This window comes from Parviterribacter kavangonensis (assembly GCF_056863335.1).
The window spans coordinates 1,648,131-1,665,085 of record NZ_JBXPJA010000001.1 but is presented as its reverse complement, the minus strand read 5'-3'; the positions used below and the strand labels follow the sequence as shown (position 1 = coordinate 1,665,085).

The 16,955-nt window shown below is 72.6% G+C and carries 20 protein-coding genes; 15 read left to right on the top strand and 5 right to left on the bottom strand.

The annotated features are described in order from the left end of the window. Positions 1-2: 2 nt before the first annotated feature. Positions 3-170 (top strand): hypothetical protein, encoded by a 168-nt coding sequence (locus AC1UE4_RS08530; RefSeq protein WP_482916794.1) that lies wholly within the window; start codon positions 3-5, stop codon positions 168-170. A gap of 12 nt (positions 171-182) precedes the next feature. Beyond that, positions 183-632, top strand: coding sequence for a nitroreductase family deazaflavin-dependent oxidoreductase (locus AC1UE4_RS08525; protein WP_482916793.1), 450 nt, complete (start codon positions 183-185; stop codon positions 630-632). On the opposite strand, the gene AC1UE4_RS08520 is transcribed toward AC1UE4_RS08525, so the two are convergent. Continuing rightward, complete coding sequence (locus AC1UE4_RS08520; RefSeq protein ID WP_482916792.1) at positions 629-1,390, bottom strand: MerR family transcriptional regulator; 762 nt, start codon at positions 1,388-1,390, stop codon at positions 629-631. The genes AC1UE4_RS08525 and AC1UE4_RS08520 overlap by 4 nt on opposite strands. A gap of 146 nt (positions 1,391-1,536) precedes the next feature. Here AC1UE4_RS08520 and AC1UE4_RS08515 point away from each other — a divergent pair, with 146 nt between their 5' ends. Beyond that, the gene (locus AC1UE4_RS08515) at positions 1,537-3,327 is read left to right on the top strand and encodes a hypothetical protein (protein ID WP_482916791.1); all 1,791 of its coding nucleotides are present in this window, start codon (positions 1,537-1,539) and stop codon (positions 3,325-3,327) included. On the opposite strand, the gene AC1UE4_RS08510 is transcribed toward AC1UE4_RS08515, so the two are convergent. Next, entirely contained in the window at positions 3,285-4,100 is an 816-nt protein-coding gene (locus AC1UE4_RS08510; protein ID WP_482916790.1) for a fructosamine kinase family protein, read from the bottom strand. The two genes, AC1UE4_RS08515 and AC1UE4_RS08510, sit on opposite strands and share 43 nt — an antisense overlap. Then, entirely contained in the window at positions 4,081-4,569 is a 489-nt protein-coding gene (locus tag AC1UE4_RS08505) for a low molecular weight protein-tyrosine-phosphatase (protein WP_482916789.1), read from the bottom strand. Before AC1UE4_RS08505 ends, AC1UE4_RS08510 begins: the two co-directional genes overlap by 20 nt. 22 nt (positions 4,570-4,591) lie before the next feature. Between AC1UE4_RS08505 and AC1UE4_RS08500 the strand changes: the two genes are divergently transcribed. After that, positions 4,592-5,371: an SDR family NAD(P)-dependent oxidoreductase gene (locus AC1UE4_RS08500; protein ID WP_482916788.1), complete on the top strand. Its 780-nt coding sequence runs from the start codon at positions 4,592-4,594 to the stop codon at positions 5,369-5,371. Positions 5,372-5,397: 26 nt separating this feature from the next. Here AC1UE4_RS08500 and AC1UE4_RS08495 read toward each other — a convergent pair whose 3' ends face one another. After that, positions 5,398-6,051 carry a PIG-L deacetylase family protein gene (locus tag AC1UE4_RS08495; RefSeq protein WP_482916787.1) on the bottom strand — a complete coding sequence of 218 codons (654 nt, stop codon included), beginning with the start codon at positions 6,049-6,051 and terminating at the stop codon, positions 5,398-5,400. Positions 6,052-6,168: 117 nt separating this feature from the next. On the opposite strand from AC1UE4_RS08495, the gene AC1UE4_RS08490 reads away from it, so the two are divergent. The 6 genes from AC1UE4_RS08490 to AC1UE4_RS08465 are packed head-to-tail and all read left to right on the top strand — an operon-like array spanning position 6,169 to position 11,844. Next, positions 6,169-8,022: an EAL domain-containing protein gene (locus tag AC1UE4_RS08490; RefSeq protein WP_482916786.1), complete on the top strand. Its 1,854-nt coding sequence runs from the start codon at positions 6,169-6,171 to the stop codon at positions 8,020-8,022. 14 nt (positions 8,023-8,036) lie between these two features. Then, a complete protein-coding gene (locus AC1UE4_RS08485; protein ID WP_482916785.1) occupies positions 8,037-8,477 on the top strand; it encodes a MaoC family dehydratase in 441 nt (146 codons plus the stop codon). A 3-nt stretch (positions 8,478-8,480) separates the two neighbouring features. After that, positions 8,481-8,873, top strand: coding sequence for a MaoC/PaaZ C-terminal domain-containing protein (locus tag AC1UE4_RS08480; RefSeq protein WP_482916784.1), 393 nt, complete (start codon positions 8,481-8,483; stop codon positions 8,871-8,873). A gap of 10 nt (positions 8,874-8,883) precedes the next feature. Further along, on the top strand, positions 8,884-9,906 hold the full coding sequence (gene hrcA / locus AC1UE4_RS08475) for a heat-inducible transcriptional repressor HrcA (protein ID WP_482916783.1): 1,023 nt from the start codon (positions 8,884-8,886) through the stop codon (positions 9,904-9,906). A 7-nt stretch (positions 9,907-9,913) separates the two neighbouring features. Then, positions 9,914-11,035: a molecular chaperone DnaJ gene (gene dnaJ / locus AC1UE4_RS08470; protein WP_482916782.1), complete on the top strand. Its 1,122-nt coding sequence runs from the start codon at positions 9,914-9,916 to the stop codon at positions 11,033-11,035. Next, positions 11,032-11,844 (top strand): 50S ribosomal protein L11 methyltransferase, encoded by an 813-nt coding sequence (locus tag AC1UE4_RS08465; RefSeq protein ID WP_482916781.1) that lies wholly within the window; start codon positions 11,032-11,034, stop codon positions 11,842-11,844. The genes dnaJ and AC1UE4_RS08465 overlap by 4 nt, the downstream gene beginning before the upstream one ends. Here the strand turns inward: AC1UE4_RS08465 and AC1UE4_RS08460 are convergent. Further along, positions 11,841-12,620, bottom strand: coding sequence for a DUF2382 domain-containing protein (locus AC1UE4_RS08460; RefSeq protein WP_482916780.1), 780 nt, complete (start codon positions 12,618-12,620; stop codon positions 11,841-11,843). The genes AC1UE4_RS08465 and AC1UE4_RS08460 overlap by 4 nt on opposite strands. A gap of 129 nt (positions 12,621-12,749) precedes the next feature. Here AC1UE4_RS08460 and AC1UE4_RS08455 point away from each other — a divergent pair, with 129 nt between their 5' ends. The 5 genes from AC1UE4_RS08455 to era are packed head-to-tail and all read left to right on the top strand — an operon-like array spanning position 12,750 to position 16,742. Next, positions 12,750-14,081, top strand: a complete 1,332-nt coding sequence (locus AC1UE4_RS08455) for an NAD(P)/FAD-dependent oxidoreductase (protein WP_482916779.1) — start codon at positions 12,750-12,752, stop codon at positions 14,079-14,081. After that, positions 14,078-14,509: a GatB/YqeY domain-containing protein gene (locus AC1UE4_RS08450; RefSeq protein ID WP_482916778.1), complete on the top strand. Its 432-nt coding sequence runs from the start codon at positions 14,078-14,080 to the stop codon at positions 14,507-14,509. The genes AC1UE4_RS08455 and AC1UE4_RS08450 overlap by 4 nt, the downstream gene beginning before the upstream one ends. After that, positions 14,506-15,474, top strand: a complete 969-nt coding sequence (locus AC1UE4_RS08445) for a PhoH family protein (protein WP_482916777.1) — start codon at positions 14,506-14,508, stop codon at positions 15,472-15,474. The genes AC1UE4_RS08450 and AC1UE4_RS08445 overlap by 4 nt, the downstream gene beginning before the upstream one ends. A gap of 3 nt (positions 15,475-15,477) precedes the next feature. Further along, positions 15,478-15,852 (top strand): rRNA maturation RNase YbeY, encoded by a 375-nt coding sequence (gene ybeY, locus AC1UE4_RS08440; RefSeq protein ID WP_482916776.1) that lies wholly within the window; start codon positions 15,478-15,480, stop codon positions 15,850-15,852. Beyond that, positions 15,849-16,742, top strand: coding sequence for a GTPase Era (era, locus tag AC1UE4_RS08435; protein ID WP_482916775.1), 894 nt, complete (start codon positions 15,849-15,851; stop codon positions 16,740-16,742). Before ybeY ends, era begins: the two co-directional genes overlap by 4 nt. The last annotated feature ends 213 nt before the right edge of the window (positions 16,743-16,955 follow it).

The window sequence follows — 16,955 nt, the reverse complement described above, 5'->3', positions numbered from 1 at the left end:
CGATGCGCGTCGCCGCCGGCGTCCTGCTCGCGCTGTCGGCGGTCTGCCTGCTGCTCGCGATCCGCGGCATGATCGTCGGGTCGCCCGGCCCGGTGCCCGGCGCCGTCCTGCGCGCGGTCGCGGTCTTGGCGTTCATCGGTGCTGTCGCACTGAACGCGGCGTCGCGCTAGCGTCGCCCGCCGATGCCGAAGCCGCCGCCTGCGAGCTCGCCGTTCTGGAAGGTCTGGGACGTCCTCACGGACGTCAACGTCCGCCTGTTCCGCGCGACGAAGGGACGCGTCGGCGGGTCGCTGTTCGGCGTGCGGATCCTGATCCTGCACCACGTCGGTCGCAAGAGCGGCAAGCCCCGCGAGTCGCCGCTCTTCTACGTCCGCGACGGCGACCAGCTGGCGATCATCGCGTCGAAGGGCGGCTCCGAGCAGCACCCGGCCTGGTTCCACAACCTCATGGCGTCGCCGGAGACGGTGGTCGAGCTGCCGGGCGGTGAGCGCCGGCGCGTGCGCGCACGGGTGGCAGAGGGGGTGGAGCGCGAGCGCTGGTGGGCGCGGGCCGTCGCCGTCTACCGGCAGTACGACGAGTACCAGGGCTACACGGACCGGCAGATCCCGGTCGTCGTCCTCGACCGGATCTAGCGCTTCGTCACGCGTTCGATCTCGCGACCGAACGCCTTCTCGACCCGCTCGGTCATCACGAGCTGGAACATCGCCAGCAGCGAGTCGGCGGCCAGCGGGCGCAGCCGCTCGAGCGCCTCGCGGATCTCGGGCCAGCGGTCGTCGGGCCGGCCCTCCTTCTCGAACGGCTTCCAGATCTCGTCGAGGAAGAGGTCGACGAACGCGCGCGCGGCGCCGTCGGCATGGCGCTGCAGGCGCTCGGTGACCTTGACCATCTGCTCGGGCGAGACGCCGAGCCGGCGCAGCTCGATCGCGATCTCGCCGAGGCGCGGGCTCCGCTGCTCGTACCGGCCCTCGCCGAGCGGGCGCAGCAGGCCGATCTTCAGCGCCTGCTCGAGCATCTTCGTGTCCGGCTCCCCGGTGCCGAACGACTCGGCGAGCTCGCCGATCTCGACGATCTGCGGCTCCTCCTCCTCGAACGGCTGGCGCACCGCGCGCGTGAAGCGGAGGATCTCGGCGCTGCTGCCGGGGCCGGCGTCGAGCAGCTTGCGGATCGATTCGAGGTTGAAGCCGTCGGCCTGCAGCTCCTTGATGAGCTCGACCCGCGCGACGTGATCGGCGCCGTAGTAGCCGGTGCGGCCGCGCACGTCCGGCGGGGGGAGCAGGCCGCGCGCCTGGTGCGCCCGCAGGTTGCGCACGGTCATCCCGGTCCGCTGGGCGAGGGCGTCGATCGTGAGGGCTTCGGTCCCGCCCTCGTCTGCCTCAGTGACGTCGCTCACAGCACGCGAGCGTACCCGGGTTTACCTTGACATCGATCCGTGTAACATGAAGCCGTGTCACGTAAGGACATGACAAGTCAGGGGGTTGGTTGATGCTCGGTACGGTCGCAGCGAGCGAGCCCGCAGGGGGTGCAGCGCTCGATCAGGTGTTCATCGCGACGGCGGGGGCGACCGTCGTCACGATCGCGCTGCTCTGGCTCGCGATGGGGCACCGCTCCGGCAGCAACACCGTGCTGGCGCGCCTCGGCGCGTTCAGCGAGAAGGTCTCGGGCCTGCCCGCATGGGCGGCGCTGCCGAACGGCATCGCCGCGGGCGCGCTCATCACCGCGCTCTTCGGGATGTACTGGGACATCTCCCTGCACATCGACAAGGGTCGTGATGCCGGCCCGCTCGCCAACCCGGCGCACTACTTCATCCTCGTCGGCCTGTTCGGCGTCTTCGCCGCGGGCGTGGTCGGGATGGTGCTGCCGAAGGACGAGCGTCCCGGCCGCGCCGCGATCAAGCTCGGCAAGGACTGGTACGCGCCGGTCGGCGCCGTCCTGATGTCCGCGTGCGGCGCCTTCGCGCTGCTCGGCTTTCCGCTCGACGACGTCTGGCACCGGCTGTTCGGCCAGGACGTGACGCTGTGGGGCCCGACGCACCTCATGCTGATCGGCGGCGCCGGCATGACGCTCATCGGCCAGGCCGTCCTCCTCGCGGAGGGCATGGCCGTCCGCCGCGAGCGCCGCGGGGAGAACGGGCCGGCCTCGCACCGTGACGACCTCCCGCTCGTCACGTCGATCCGCCGCATCGGGATCATGGGGGGCTTCCTCATCGGCCTCTCGACGTTCCAGGCCGAGTTCGACTTCGGCGTGCCGCAGTACCGGCTCGTCTTCCAGCCGCTGCTCATCGGCCTGGCCGCCGGCGTGGCGCTCGTGTGCGCGCGCATGTGGATCGGCCGCTACGGCGCGATCGGCGCGGCGCTGTTCTTCCTCGGCATCCGCGGCGTGATCGCGCTGCTCGTCGGCCCCGTGCTCGGCGAGACGACGCCGATGATGCCGCTGTACCTCGGCTCCGCCGTGCTGGTCGAGCTGCTCGCCATCCGGCTCATCCGCCGCCCGGTCGCGTTCGCCGCGGCATCCGGCCTGGCGATCGGGACGGTGGGCTTCGGCATCGAGTACGCGTGGTCGCAGCTCGTCATGCCGCTGCCGTGGAACTCCGACGTTCTGGCCGAGGGCCTGATCATGTCGGTGCTGACGTCGGTGGCGGGCGCGTTCTGCGGCATGGGCGTCGCCCTCGGGCTGCAGCGCCGGCTGCCGGAGCTCAGCCGCGGGCTCGTCCGCGCGATCCCGGTCGCCGCGCTGCTCGTGGTCGGGCTGTGCGTGCTGAACGGGCTGATGACGTCGAACCCGTCGAACGTGCAGGCCGCGATCACGATGAAGCCCGACGGGAACGCGACCGTGAAGATCGACCCGGCGTCGGCCGCCGACGACGCGGCGTGGGTGACCGCGACCTCGTGGCAGGGCGGCGGCCTGCACGTCGACCGGCTCAAGCAGACCGGTCCGGGGACGTTCGAGACGACCGAGCCGATCCCGGTCACCGGCGACTGGAAGGCGCTGCTGCGCGTCCACAACGGCCGGTCGCTGCTGTCGACCGCGTTCTACATGCCGGAGGACGCGGCGATCCCGGCGAAGGAGATCCCGGTGCGGCCGCAGGTCACCCGGGCGCTCGGCGACGAGACGATCCTCATGCAGCGCGAGCGCAAGCAGGACACGCCGGGCTGGCTCTGGGGCCTGGGCGGGACGGCCGTGCTCGTGCTCTACGTCCTCTTCCTCGCGGCGAACGCGTGGGGCGTCGGCCGGTTCGGCCGGTCGGCCGAGGAGGAGCCGACGGACGCCGGGGAGCGCTTCGGCCGTCAGGCGTACCGGCCCGCCGTGCGCACGACCGCGGCCACGTAGGAGCCGCCGAACAGGACCGCGTGCACGAGGAGCGGGAGCAGCTGGTACAGGCCGACCCGCTCCTCGTGGCCGTCCGCCCGCGGATGCACCTCGTCGTACGCGGCGAGGGTCCGCGCGGACGGCGACCCGAAGAGCTGGAGCATCGCCAGATCGATCTCGCGATGCCCGCCGTACGCGGCCGGATCGATGAGGTACGGCCGGCCCTGCGCGGCGAGCACGTTGCCCGACCACAGGTCGCCGTGCAGCCGCGCCGGCGGCTCCACCGGTCCGCAGAGGTCCCCGATCCTCTCGACGACGGGAGCGATCTCCCTCTCGAGGCCGGCCTCCTTCGCGAGCGGAACGAGCCGCCGCCCGGCGTAGAAGCTCGGCCAGTCCGGCGACGGATCGTTCGGCAGGACGATCGAGCCGATCCGCGTATCACCGGCCGGGCTCTCTCCCGCGCGCGAGCAGGGCGCCCGATGCATCTCCGCGAGCCGCCGGCCCAGCTCCTCTTCGCCGTCCCCCGAGAGGCGGTCCTCTTCGAGCCACTCGAGCGCGAGGAACTCGTCGCCCACCGCGAGGACCTCCGGGACGAGCGCGCCGCCGTCGGCGAGCCAGGCCAGGCCGGCCGCCTCCGCCGCGTACTCGCCGGGCGCGGCGCCGTCGCGCGTCTTGACGAACGCGCGCGTGCCGTCGTCGAGCTCGACCGCGAAGGCGTGGTTGATGTCCCCGCCGGAGACCGGGTGGGCGGAGACGACGGCGCGGCCGCCGAGCTCAGCGGGAGGACGCGACAACCTCGTCGAGCAGCCCGTTGCACGCGGCCTCGACGAGGTCGAGCACCTCGGCGAAGCCGTCCTCGGCGCCGTAGTACGGGTCGGGCACGTCGAGGTCGGTGAGGCCATTCGACGCGGGGTCGAACTCGCGCAGCAGCCGCACCTTCTCGCGCGCCTCGGGGGTCGGTGCGATCGCGCGCAGGTCCTCGAGGTTCGAGCGGTCGGCGGCGAGGATGAGGTCGAACTCGTCGAAGTCGCTGCGGCGCACCTGCCGTGCGCAGCCGTCGAGCGTGATGCCCCGCTCGCGCGCCGCGGCGGTCGCGCGGGGGTCGGGCGGGGACCCGGCGTGCCAGCCGCCGGTCCCGGCGCTGTCGAGCTCCACCGTGCCCTCGAGGCCGCGCTCGCGCACGAGGTGCCGCATGACGCCCTCCGCCGTCGGCGAGCGGCAGATGTTGCCCATGCAGACGAAGAGCAGCTTCATGGCTTGCACCGTAGTGAGAGGATGCCCGGCCATGGATCTGGGGCTCGAGGGGAAGGTCTGCGTCGTCACCGGGGCGACGAAGGGCATCGGCCACGCGACGGCGCGCAAGCTGTGCGACGAGGGAGCGCACGTCCTGTTCGTCGCGCGCTCGGCCGACCTGCTGAGCGAGGTCGCCGACGGCTGCGGCGGCGACTGGCTCGCGATCGACGTCACCGACCCCGAGGCGGCCGACCGGATCGTCGCCACGTGCGCCGAGCAGATGGGCGGCATCGACGTGCTCGTCAACAACGCCGGCACGTCGTTCGCCAAGCCGCTCGACGAGCTGACCGACGACGACTGGCAGGACCAGTGGGACCTGCACGTGATGGCGTCCATGAAGCTCATGCGCGCTGCCGCGCCGCGCATGGCCGCGCGCGGCGGCGGCCGGATCGTCAACGTCGCCTCGTCGGCGGGCAAGCGCCCGTCGCTGACGAACGCCGCCTACTCGGTGACCAAGGCCGCGCAGCTCTCGCTCTCGCGCGTCTTCGCGGACAGCTACGCGGGCGACGGCGTGCTGGTCAACGCAGTGACGCCCGGTGCGACGGCGAGCGAGCTCTGGATGGGCGAGGGCGGCCTCGCCGACCAGACGGCCGCGAAGGCCGGCGGCCGGGAGGCGGCGCTCGAGGCCCAGAAGGCGAAGGTCCCTCTCGGCCGCTTCGCCGATCCCGAGGAGGTCGCCGACGTGATCGTCTTCCTGTGCTCGGACCGCGCGAGCGACGTCACCGGCGCCGCCTGGTCCGTCGACGGCGGGACCTTCGCGGCGATCATCTAGCCGCGCGCGCGGAGAGGTGCGGTCTTCTAGAACCGCGCGATCGAGGCGCGCAGGCGGGCGAGCGCGGCGCGCTCCTCGCGCTCCGCCTCCTCGCGCTGCTCGCGCAGGCGCCGCTTGTCGAGCGGCGGCTCGACGAGCGCCTCGGCCGGGCCGCCGAGCCCGAACCGCCTGCCCTCCGCGGCCGCACGCTCCCGGACCGTCGCCTCGTCGATGCCGAGTGCGGCGCACGCGGCGACCTTCGCCTCGAGATGCGCCGCGATCGGGATGCCCGTCTCATGCGGCAGCGGCGGAGCGGACAGGAGCTCGGTCCGGAACCGGACCACGGGCGCCGGGTGGTCGAGCCAGCCAAGCGCGATCGCCGTGGCGGCCCCGAGGACGTCTCGCGTCTCGAGCGGCGCGAACACCCGCGCGGGATGGCGGGCATCAAGCGCCGGCCCGAGCACCGCGGCCACCTTCGCCGCCAGCGCCTCCGCATCGTCGAGCGGCCCCGCGGAGACCGTCAGCGTCGCCACCTCCGCGACGCCCAGATGCCGAGCGGCGTCCTCCTCGCCGGCCCGCGTCGCGTCCGCGACCGAGAGGACAGCTAGCTCCCATCCGGCCGCGGAGAGGCCGGCCAGCGTGCCGCCGCAACCGAGAACCGCCTCGCCGGCGCGAGTGGAGAGCGCGAGCGCCCTGCGCATCGGTCGTGACGGTAGCGCCGCCGCGCGGGGAGGTGGCAGCCCGTGGTGACGCCCGCGTCAAGGTCGCCGGGGGGTGGTCGATGACGCGGGAAGACCGGTTCTGCCGGCGATGACTGCATGCCCGGCTCCGATCCCACTTCCTCCGACCGCACGCCCGACGTCCTCTGGGCGATGGCGTCGGAGCTCTTCACCGTCGTCGGGCCCGATGACCGCTTCCGGTCGGTCAACCCGGCGTGGGAGCGGCTGCTCGGGTTCACGGAGGAGGAGCTCGTCGGGCGGCCGCTGCTCGACGTCGTCGACCCCCGCGATCGCCCTGCCGTCCTGCGGACGCTCGCCGGCGAGGAGGTCGTGGACGGCCGCGTCGGGAACTACAAGAGCCGGCTCGTCGGCAAGGACGGCGTCGCGCACACGATCGCCTGGGACGGGTTCACCGACGGGGACTGCTGGTACGCGGTCGGCCGCGACGTCACAGACGAGGAGCGCCGGCGCCGCGAGCACGACGACCACGTCCATCGCCAGGCGCAGCTGCTCGACGCCGTGGACGTCGCCGTCGTCGCCACGACCCCCGACCGCGTCGTCACGCATTGGAACTCCGAGGCCGTGCGCCTCTTCGGCCGCCCCGCCGACGAGGTGATCGGGCGCAACATCGGCCGGCTCATCGTCCGCGCCGGCGACGCCGACCTCGCCCGCGGCATCGCCCACACGGCCGGTGCCGCCGGCTCGTGGGAGGGTCAGATGGAGCTGCGCCGCAGCGACGGTTCGACGTTCCCCGCGCTCGTGCGGATGTCGCTGCTGCGCGACGAGCGCGACCGCCCGCGCGGCTTCGTCGGCGTCGTCGTCGACCTCACGACCCGCATCCGCGCCGAGAACGAGCTGCGCGCCGCCCGCGACTACCTGCGCGCCGTCACCGACAGCATGGGCGAGGGCCTGTGCACGCTCGACCTCGAGGGCCGGCTCGTCTACATGAACGCCGCGGCGGAGCGGATGCTCGGCTGGACCGGCGAGGAGCTGCTCGGCCGCCCGCTCGACCAGATGCCTCGCGCGGGCGAGGACGGCGTCGTCTGCGGCGAGACGACGTTCACGAACCGCGACGGCGACCGCTTCGACGTCGAGTACACCGCCGCGCCGTTCCGCACGAGTCAGGGCGTCCGCGGCACCGCCGTCGTCTTCAGCGACATCAGCGAGCGCAAGCGCCGCGAGGAGGAGGCCCGCCGCGAGCTGGCCACGATCTCGTGGGTGGAGCGCATCCGCGCCGCGCTCGACGAGGAGCGCTTCGTGCTGCACGCGCAGCCGATCGTCGACATCAAGACCGGCGAGACCGTCCAGCACGAGCTGCTCATCCGCATGGTCGACACCGACGGCTCGGTGATCCCGCCCGGCCGGTTCCTCCCGGTCGCCGAGGCGCACGGGCTCATCGGCGCGATCGACCGCTGGGTCGTCGGCCAGGCGTGCCGGCTCGCCGCCCGCGGCCACGCGGTCGAGCTCAACGTCTCGGCCCAGTCGCTCGCCGACCCGCAGCTCGCCCGCTTCGTCGGCCGCGAGCTCGAGGCGTCCAAGGCCGACCCGGCGCTGCTCGTCTTCGAGATCACCGAGACCTCGCTGATCGAGGACGAGGCCGTGGTCGCACGCTTCATCGACGAGGTCCGCGCGCACGGCTGCCGCTTCGCGCTCGACGACTTCGGCACCGGCTACGGCGGCTTCACGTACCTCAAGCGGCTCGCGGTCGAGTACCTCAAGATCGACATCGAGTTCGTCCGCGATCTGCTGCGCGACGACGCCAGCCGTCACGTCGTCAACGCCGTGGTCAGCCTCGCCGGCGGGTTCGGCCAGCGCACGGTGGCCGAGGGCGTCGAGGACGACGAGACGCTGGAGCTGCTGCGCGAGCTCGGCGTCGACTACGCCCAGGGCTATGGCATCGGGCGCCCTGCACCGGTCGAGGAGGTCCTCGGCCGCCTGCCACGCGCCGCCTGACAAGATGCCGCGCCATGCCCGTGAACCAGGAGGCCGTCGGCAAGACGTTCCCCACGACGACCTACGCCGTCGGCCGGGAGAAGATCAAGGAGTACGCGCTCGCCGTCGGCGAGACGAACCCGCTGCACCTCAGCCCCGAGGCCGCGCGCAAAGCGGGCTACGAGGACGTCGTCGCGCCGCCGATGTTCGCGGTCGTCTACAGCGCGCCCGCCGTCGCCCCGGCGATCTTCGACCCCGAGGTCGGCATCAACTTCGCGCTCATGGTCCACGGCGGCCAGGAGTTCCGCTGGGGGCCGCTCGTCGTCGCCGGCGACGAGATCGAGACCACGGCGAGCGTCCGGTCGATCGAGGAGCGCGACGGCAAGGGGTTCTTCGTCTTCGAGTCCGTGTCCACCAACCAGCGCGGCGAGACGGTCTGCGTGGGGACGTGGACGAACATCGTCCGGGGGGTCTGACCGATGAGCTTCACGCCAGGCGAAGAGCTGCCCACGCTCAAGACGACGCCCGACAAGTACCTGACCGTCCGCTATGCGGGCGCGTCCGGGGACTTCAACCCGATCCACATCGACGAGGACTTCGCCAAGCAGGTCGGCCTGCCGGGGAAGATCCTGCACGGCCTGTGGAGCATGGCCCAGGTGGCGCGCGCGCAGACGGAGGCGGCCGGCGGACCGCACGCGCTCAAGCGCCTGAGCGTGCAGTTCCGCGGCATGGGCGTGCCCGAGCAGGAGGTCACGGTCACGAGCACCGTCCGCGAGGTCACGCCGGACGGACGGGCGATCGTCGAGACGGCCGCCGAGCAGGCGGGGAACCTGATCATCCGCAACGCCGAAGCCGAGTTGGACGCTTCCTAGACTGGGAAGCGTGCCGACGCCGCGTCAGGAGCTGATCCTCCGCAAGGTCGTCGAGGGCTACCTCGCGTCCGGGCAGCCGGTCGCGTCGAAGACCCTCGCGGCCGATCCGGACGTCGACTGCAAGCCGTCGACGATCCGCTACGAGCTGGCGCTCCTCGAGGAGCACGGCCTCCTCGCGCACCCGCACACGAGCGCGGGCCGGGTCCCGACCGACTCCGGCTACCGCTTCTTCGTCGACCACCTGCTTCACCAGCCGGTCGCCCAGCGCCCGCACCAGCTCGACCTGCAGCTCGTGCGCCGCGAGGTCGACGAGGCGATGCGCGCGACGACCGAGGCGCTCAGCCAGGTCACGAACCTGCTCGCCGTCGTCACCGCGCCGCCGATCGAGACGGCGACGATCCGCCACATCGAGGTGCTCACGCTGCAGCCGCAGGTGCTGATGGTCGTGATCATCACCTCGACCGGCGGCGTGTCGAAGCGGATCTTCACGTTCCCGCGCCCCGTCGATCCCGGCCTCGCCGCGTGGGCGCACGCGTACCTCAACGAGCAGCTCACCGGGATGGGGCTGGGCGCGCGGATGCTCGTCAAGCGGCTCGCCGACCCGACGCTGCCGCCGACCGAGCGCGCGTTCCTCGACGGGCTGCTGCCCGCGTTCACCGAGCTGGCCGAGACCGCGCAGGAGTCGATCTACGTCGAGGGCGCCGCGCGCCTGATCGCCGAGCACCGCCTGCAGGACCTCGCGCAGATCAACGAGCTGATGGGGATGCTGGAGCGGCGCGTCGAGCTGCTCGCCCTCCTGCGCGAGGCGCTGGGCGAGCGCGACGTGCTCGTCCGGATCGGCGCCGAGCACCGCCAGCCGCAGTTGCGCTCGCTCGCGCTCGTCGCCTCGGCCTACGGGCTGCCGGCGCGCAAGCTCGGCACGGTGTCGCTCGTCGGCCCGGTGCGGATGGACTACGGCGCGGCGATCGGCGTGGTGCGCGAGGCCGCGCAGCAGCTCTCGCGCTACATCGAGACCGTCTACGACGAGAGCTAGCGAGCCGGTGCCGACCGACGCCTACGAGCTCCTCGGCGTGCCGAGGGACGCCGACGACACGCAGATCAAGAAGGCCTTCCGCCGGCTCGCGCGCGAGCTGCATCCCGACGTCAACCCCGACCCCGACGCCGAGTCGAAGTTCAAGGAGGTCGCCGAGGCGTACGAGATCCTCTCCGACCGCGAGCGCCGCGCGACCTACGACCGCTACGGCTACGAGGGCCTGCGCAGCGGCGGCTACGCGCCGAGCGACTTCGGCGCCTTCGGCGGCCTGTCGGACATCCTCGACGCGTTCTTCGGCGGCGGGGGCGGCGGCTTCTTCGGCGGTGGCCGCGGGCCGGCGCCCGGCGGCGACATCGGCGTGGCGACGGAGATCACGCTGGAGGACGTCCTGAACGGGACGACCAGCGAGGTGACCTACGAGGCGGTCGGCGTCTGCGAGCGCTGCCACGGCAACCAGGCGGAGCCGGGAACGCCGATCCGCACCTGCGACCGCTGCGGCGGCTCGGGACGGCTGCAGGGCGTGACGCGCACGCCGTTCGGCCAGGTCGTCCGCCAGGTCGCGTGCGACGTGTGCCACGGCGACGGCCGCGTGCCGGAGCAGCCGTGCACGGAGTGCGAGGGCCGCGGCCGGACGCTCGACGAGCACACGCTGAAGGTCGACGTGCCGGCCGGCATCGAGGACGGCCAGCGGATCCGCCTCGGCGGCCGCGGCCACGCCGGGGATCCCGGCGCGCCCAACGGCGACCTCTACGTCGCGGTCCGCGTCGCCGCCGACGAGCGCTTCGTCCGCGACGGCACCGACCTCGTCACCGCGCTCGACGTCCCCGCGCCGCTGGCGGCGCTCGGCCGGACGCTCGAGGTCGAGACGCTCGAGGGGCCGGTGGAGGTCGAGGTCAAGCCGGGCACCCAGCCGGGGGAGACGATCGTGCTGCGCGGCAAGGGCCTGCCCGAGCTGCGCCGCGGCCGGCGCGGCGACCTGCGGGTCGTCGTCAACGTCGTCATCCCGCGCAAGCTCGACCGCAACCAGCGCAAGCTGCTCGAGCAGCTCGCCGACTCGCTCGAGGACGGCCAGCTCGACGACGGCGGCGAGAGCGTCATCGGCAAGCTGCGCCGCGTCCTGCGCCAGTGATCCGCCTCGCCGTCCGCGTCAGGCGCGAGGACGCGGAGGTCGCGCTCGCCGAGCTGCTGAGCCTCGCCCCCGGCGGCGTGGAGGAGGTCGACCTCGGCGATCGCGTCGAGTACGCGATCTACGGCGCGCCGGGCGAGCTGCCCGAGCTGCCGGACCTCGAGGCCGCCGCGGGCGACGCGCTCGTCGAGATCACGACGAGCGAGGTCGCCGACGACTGGTCGGAGCGCTGGAAGGCGTTCCACAAGCCGGTCGACGTCGGCCCGCTGCGCGTCCGCCCGCCGTGGGACGAGCCGCGCGAAGGCGCGCTCGATCTCATCATCGATCCCGGCCAGGCGTTCGGCACCGGCGGGCACGAGACGACGCGCCTGTGCCTCGAGCTGCTGCTGGAGGTGAAGCAGGCCCACCCACCCGGCGCTTTCGCCGATCTCGGCTGCGGCTCCGGCGTGCTCGCCATCGCCGCGGCGAAGCTGGGGTGGGGGCCGGTCGTCGCGCTCGACTTCGACCCGCTCGCCGTCGACGCGACGCGCGCGAACGCGGCGGTCAACGGCGTCGAGCTGGAGGTCGCGCGCTGGGATCTGCGCGATGCGCCGGCGCCCTACGCGCCGGTGGTGGCGGCGAACCTGCTCCGCCCGCTGCTGTTGGAGCTGCGGTTCGAGGCGCCGCCGGTCACGCTGATCGCCAGTGGGCTGCTCACCCATGAAGCGGACGAGGCCGCGGCCCACCTGGCGGTGGCCCACGGCCTCGTCGAGCGGCGCCGCGTCAGCGCGGGTGACTGGGCCGCTCTGCTCGTCGAGCGTCCCGCCGTCTAGCGGACGCTCGAGGTTCCGTCGCCCTCGGTGTCGATGCGCTCCTTGCGCACCTCATCGCTCACGCGCTCCTCCTCGGTGAACGTGTCCTTCTCCATGCGGACGCGCTCCTTCGGGACGACCTCCTTCTCCACGACGGGCCGCTCCTCGTGCAGCGTGACCTCGTGCTCCTCCTCGGAGATCGCGGGGCCGTCCATCGCGCGGCCGACGTTCGCGTCCGTGATGGGCTCGCGCTCGATGCGGACCTCCTCACGCTGGACCGGGACCGTCTTCTCGACGTTCTCCGTCACGACGTACTTGCGCAGGCGCGCGCGGCCGGCCTCCGCCCGCTCCTTGCCGACGCGCAGCTCCTCCTCCGAGCGGGTCATCGCGTCGTCGGTCGTGGGCCCGGAGGTGTCGTGCCCGACCGTCCCGCGGTCGCGGTCGCGCCAGGTGTCCTCGTAGTCGCGGTCGTAGTCGAAGTCGCCGAACGACACGTCGTAGTGCTCGTACAGGCGGCGCTCCTCCTCGGAGGAGAGCTCGCCGTCGGCGTCGGCGTTGGGGGCGTCCTTGACGAGGTCCTTCGTGTACGGCACCGTCACGCCGTCGTCCGTCGAGGACGCGTCGCGGATCGGGACGAAGTTGACCTTCGTGCCGAACAGGCCGGTCTTGACGGCGAGCCACTCGGGCTCACCCGTCTGACGATCGAGGTAGACGTCCGAGATCGAGCCGATCTTCGAGCCGTCGCGGTCGTGGAGGTCCATGCCCTTCCACGTCTGCACATCGTTGAGCGTAGGCATGGTGTTGGACTCCCCGGCGCGTCCCGTGGCTACGTGCCAAAGGGGTACGCTCGGCGAGTGCGGCAACGCTATGCGACGACGACGACGCACCGGATGAATGCTCAACGAGATCGCGGGTAGCGCGCGCTGATGGCCTGGACGGTGGTGGTCGCGGGCGGCGGTTTCGGCGGGTTCTACGCGGCACGCACGCTCGAGCGCGCGCTGCCGCCGCAGAGCGCGCGCATCGTGCTCGTCAACGACGTGAACTACATGCTGTACGCCCCGCTGCTCCCGGGCGCGGCCGCGGGAACGCTCGAACCCCGGCACGTCGTCGTGCCGCTGCGCGAGGAGCTCGACCGCACGGACATCAGGCTCGGCCAGGTCACCGGGGCGGCGCCGGAGGAGAGCTGCCTGAAGGTGCAGACGCTCGAGGGCCACGAGGAGCGCATCAAGTACGACCACCTCATCGTCGCGCTGGGGTCGGTGTCGAGGACGCTGCCGATCCCGGGGCTCGCCGAGCACGCGATCGGGATGAAGACGCTCCCCGAGGCGATCGAGCTGCGCAACCGCGTGCTGCGGACGCTCGAGATGGGCGAGACGCTCGACGACGCGAAGCGCCGCGCCGAGTACCTCACGTACGTCTTCGTGGGCGGCGGCTACGCCGGCGTCGAGGGGATCGCCGAGCTGCAGGACTTCGCCGCCGACGCGATCGAGCGCTACCCGCGCTGCCGCACGCAGGGCATGCGCTGGGTGCTCGTCGACGCCGCCGACCGGATCATGCGCGAGACGTCGCCGAGCCTCGCGCAGTTCACTCAGGCGCAGCTGCGCGGGCGGGGCATCGAGGTGAAGCTGAACACCACGGTCGAGCGCGTCAGCGCCGACTCGGTCGAGCTCTCCGACGGCGAGATCATCCCGGCGCGGACGGTGTGCTGGACCGCGGGCGTCAAGCCGCACCCGTCGGTCGAGCGGCTCGGCCTGCCGCTCGAGCGCGGCCGCATCGTCACCGACTCGTACCTGCAGGTGAAGGGCCTCGACAACGTGTGGGCGGTCGGCGACGCGGCCGCGGTGCCCGACCCGGCGAAGGGGTTCAAGGACCCGACGCCGCCCACCGCGCAGCACGCGATCCGCCAGGGCCGCGTCGCCGCGCGCAACGTCGTGGCGGCGCTCGAGGGCGGTCGCAAGAAGCCGTTCCGCTACAAGACGAAGGGCGTCGTCGTCGACCTCGGGCGGCGCAAGGCGGTCGCCGAGACGCTGGGCATCAAGTGGACCGGCACGCCTGCCTGGCTGATCGCCCGGACGTACCACCTGCTCATGGTCCCCGGGATCGGCCGCCGCGCGCGGCTGCTCACCGACTGGAACGTCGGCCTGCTCTTCGGGCGCGACCTGTCCGAGCTGGGCCAGCTCGGGCGTCCGGCGAAGCTGGGCGAACCGCTCGAATCGCATTCGGCCGGAGGAACCGGGGCCTACACTCCAAGCCAGTGACCCTCGCCGACAAGGTCAAGCAGGACCTCACCGACGCGATGCGCGCCGGTGAGCGCGACCGCGTCGGCCGCCTGCGCCTCGTCCTGTCGGAGCTGCAGAAGGCCGCGAAGGAGGGCGGCGACGACGAGGTCGCCGTGCTGCGCCGCGAGCGCAAGCGCCGCCTAGACGCCGCCGGGCAGTTCCGCGACGCCGGCCGGCCCGAGCTCGCCGAGAACGAGGAGGCCGAGGCCGAGCTGATCGGCGCGTACCTCCCGGCCGAGCTGTCCGACGACGAGCTGCGCGCGATCGTCGAGCGCGCCGTCGCCGACACGGGGGCCAGCTCGCCGAAGGACATGGGCGCCGTGATGAAGGCGGCGATGCCGGCCGTCGGCGGCCGCGCGGACGGCAAGCGCGTCTCCGCGCAGGTGCGCGAGGTACTCGCCTCGTGAGGCGCCAGATCGAGGTCACCAACGAGGTGGCGGCCGAGCTGGCCGGCTCCGACGACGCGATCCTGCGCGAGCTCGAGGGCCACTCGTCGGTCGAGGTCTTCCTGCGCGGGAACGTCGTGACGCTCGACGGCGAGCAGGAGGCGGTCGAGGCCGCCGCCGAGGTCGTGCGCGAGCTGTCCGATCTCGTCGAAGGCGGCCACGAGGTGTCGGCGGGGACGATCTCCGCGGTCACCGGCGCGCTCGACGCCGGCACGCCCGCGTCGGAGGTGCTCGACGACGTCGTGTGGCGGCACCGCTCGACGCGCGTCGCGCCGAAGAGCGTCAACCAGAAGCGGTACGTCGACTCGATCCGCCGCAACACGATCACGTTCGGCGTCGGCCCGGCCGGCACCGGCAAGACGTGGCTCGCGGTCGCTTGCGCCGCCGCGGCGCTGTCGCGGCGCGAGGTCAACCGCATCATCCTCACGCGGCCGGCCGTCGAGGCGGGGGAGCGGCTCGGCTTCCTGCCCGGCGATCTGATGGCGAAGATCGACCCGTACCTGCGGCCGCTGTTCGACGCGCTGCAGGACATGCTCGATCCGGACAAGGTCACCCAGCACCTCGAGCGCGGGACGATCGAGGTCGCGCCGCTGGCGTTCATGCGCGGCCGTACGCTCAACGACTCCTTCGTCATCCTCGACGAGGCGCAGAACTCGACGCCGGAGCAGATGAAGATGTTCCTGACGCGGCTCGGGTTCGGGTCGAAGATGGTCATCACCGGCGACGTCACGCAGGTCGACCTGCCGCGCGACCAGCGGTCCGGGCTGATCGTCGTGCGCGACATCCTGAGCGGCGTCGACGGGATCGACTTCGTCCACTTCGGCGGCGAGGACGTCGTCCGCCACCGGCTCGTGCAGCGCATCGTCGACGCCTACGCCCGCCACGGCGAGGCGCAGGCGACCGAGCTGCGGCGCAAGCGCGCCTAGCCCGTGCTCGACGTCGAGGTCATCGGGTCGGCGCGGATCGCCGACGCGGAGGTCGAGCGCCTCGCGTCGCTCGCGGCCGCCTCGGCCGGCGTGGAGGAGGGGCACGTCGCCGTCACGTTCGTCGACGGGGAGCGCATCCGCGAGCTCAACCGCGAGTGGCGCGGGAAGGACACGCCGACCGATGTGCTGTCGTTCCCCATCGACGAGGACGGGCCGGTGCACGGGGAGCGGGAGCTGGGCGACGTGATCATCTCGCCCGAGCACACCGCCGACCTGCGCGAGGCCGTCGTCCACGGCGTGCTGCACCTGACCGGCATGGACCACGAGACCGACGACGGCGAGATGCTCGCCCTCCAGCGGGAGATCCTGAGCTGGTGACCGAGCCCGCCACCCGATCGGGCTTCGTCGCGCTGGCGGGGCGGCCGAACGTCGGCAAGTCGACGCTCGTCAACGCCATCGTCGGGCGCAAGGTCGCGATCGTCTCCGACAAGCCGCAGACGACGCGGCGGGCGATCCGCGGCGTGTGGACCGGCGAGGACGCGCAGCTCGTGCTCGTCGACCTGCCCGGCGTGCAGCGGCCGCGCGACGCGCTGACGCAGCGCATGCAGGCGCGCGTCGAGCGCGAGGTCACCGAGGACGATGCGGTGCTGCTCGTGCTCAACGGCGAGGAGCAGGTGGGCCCGGGCGACCGCTGGATCGCCGCGCTGCTGGCGAAGCTCGACATCCCGGTCGTGATCGCCGTCAACAAGGTCGACCGGCTCGACAAGGCCAAGACGGCGCGGGTGCTCATGCAGGCCGCCGAGCTCGAGGTCGGCGACGAGATCTTCCCGGTGGCGGCCAAGACCGGCGCGGGCATCGCGCCGCTGCTCGACCATCTCCGCACGCTCCTGCCTGAGGGGCCGTTCTTCTTCCCGCCCGAGGCGCCGAGCGACCAGCCGCTCGAGGTCCTACTCGCCGAGCTGATCCGCGAGGAGGTCCTGCGCCGGACGTTCCAGGAGGTCCCGCACGCCGTCGAGGTCCACGTCGAGGAGATCGACGAGGAGCGCGACGACCTCGTGACGGTCCGCGCGCGCGTGTGGACCGAGACCGAGTCGCAGAAGGGCATCGTCATCGGCAGCGGCGGGCGGATGATCAAGACGATCGGGACCGCGGCGCGTCGCGCGCTGGAGCGCGAGCTCGGCCGTCGCGTCCACCTCGAGCTGCTCGTCGACGTGCGTCGGCACTGGCGTGCCGACGAGCGCCTGCTCGATCGCCTCGGCATCGAGTGATCGGGCGTCAGTAGGACAGACGTCCATCGCTCTCCACTCGTCGCGGGGGGCGTCGATAGTCAGAAGTGCAAGGCGAGAACGGCTCAGGGACGAGCCACCTGCATCGGGGAGGGCGCGAGGCGCTCCAACCGCGGTCAGGTTCGCCAGGGATGACCGAACTGCTCGCCGCTTCGCCGGATCTCTCCTTTCCGGTGACCGCGGACCCTCGAGCCT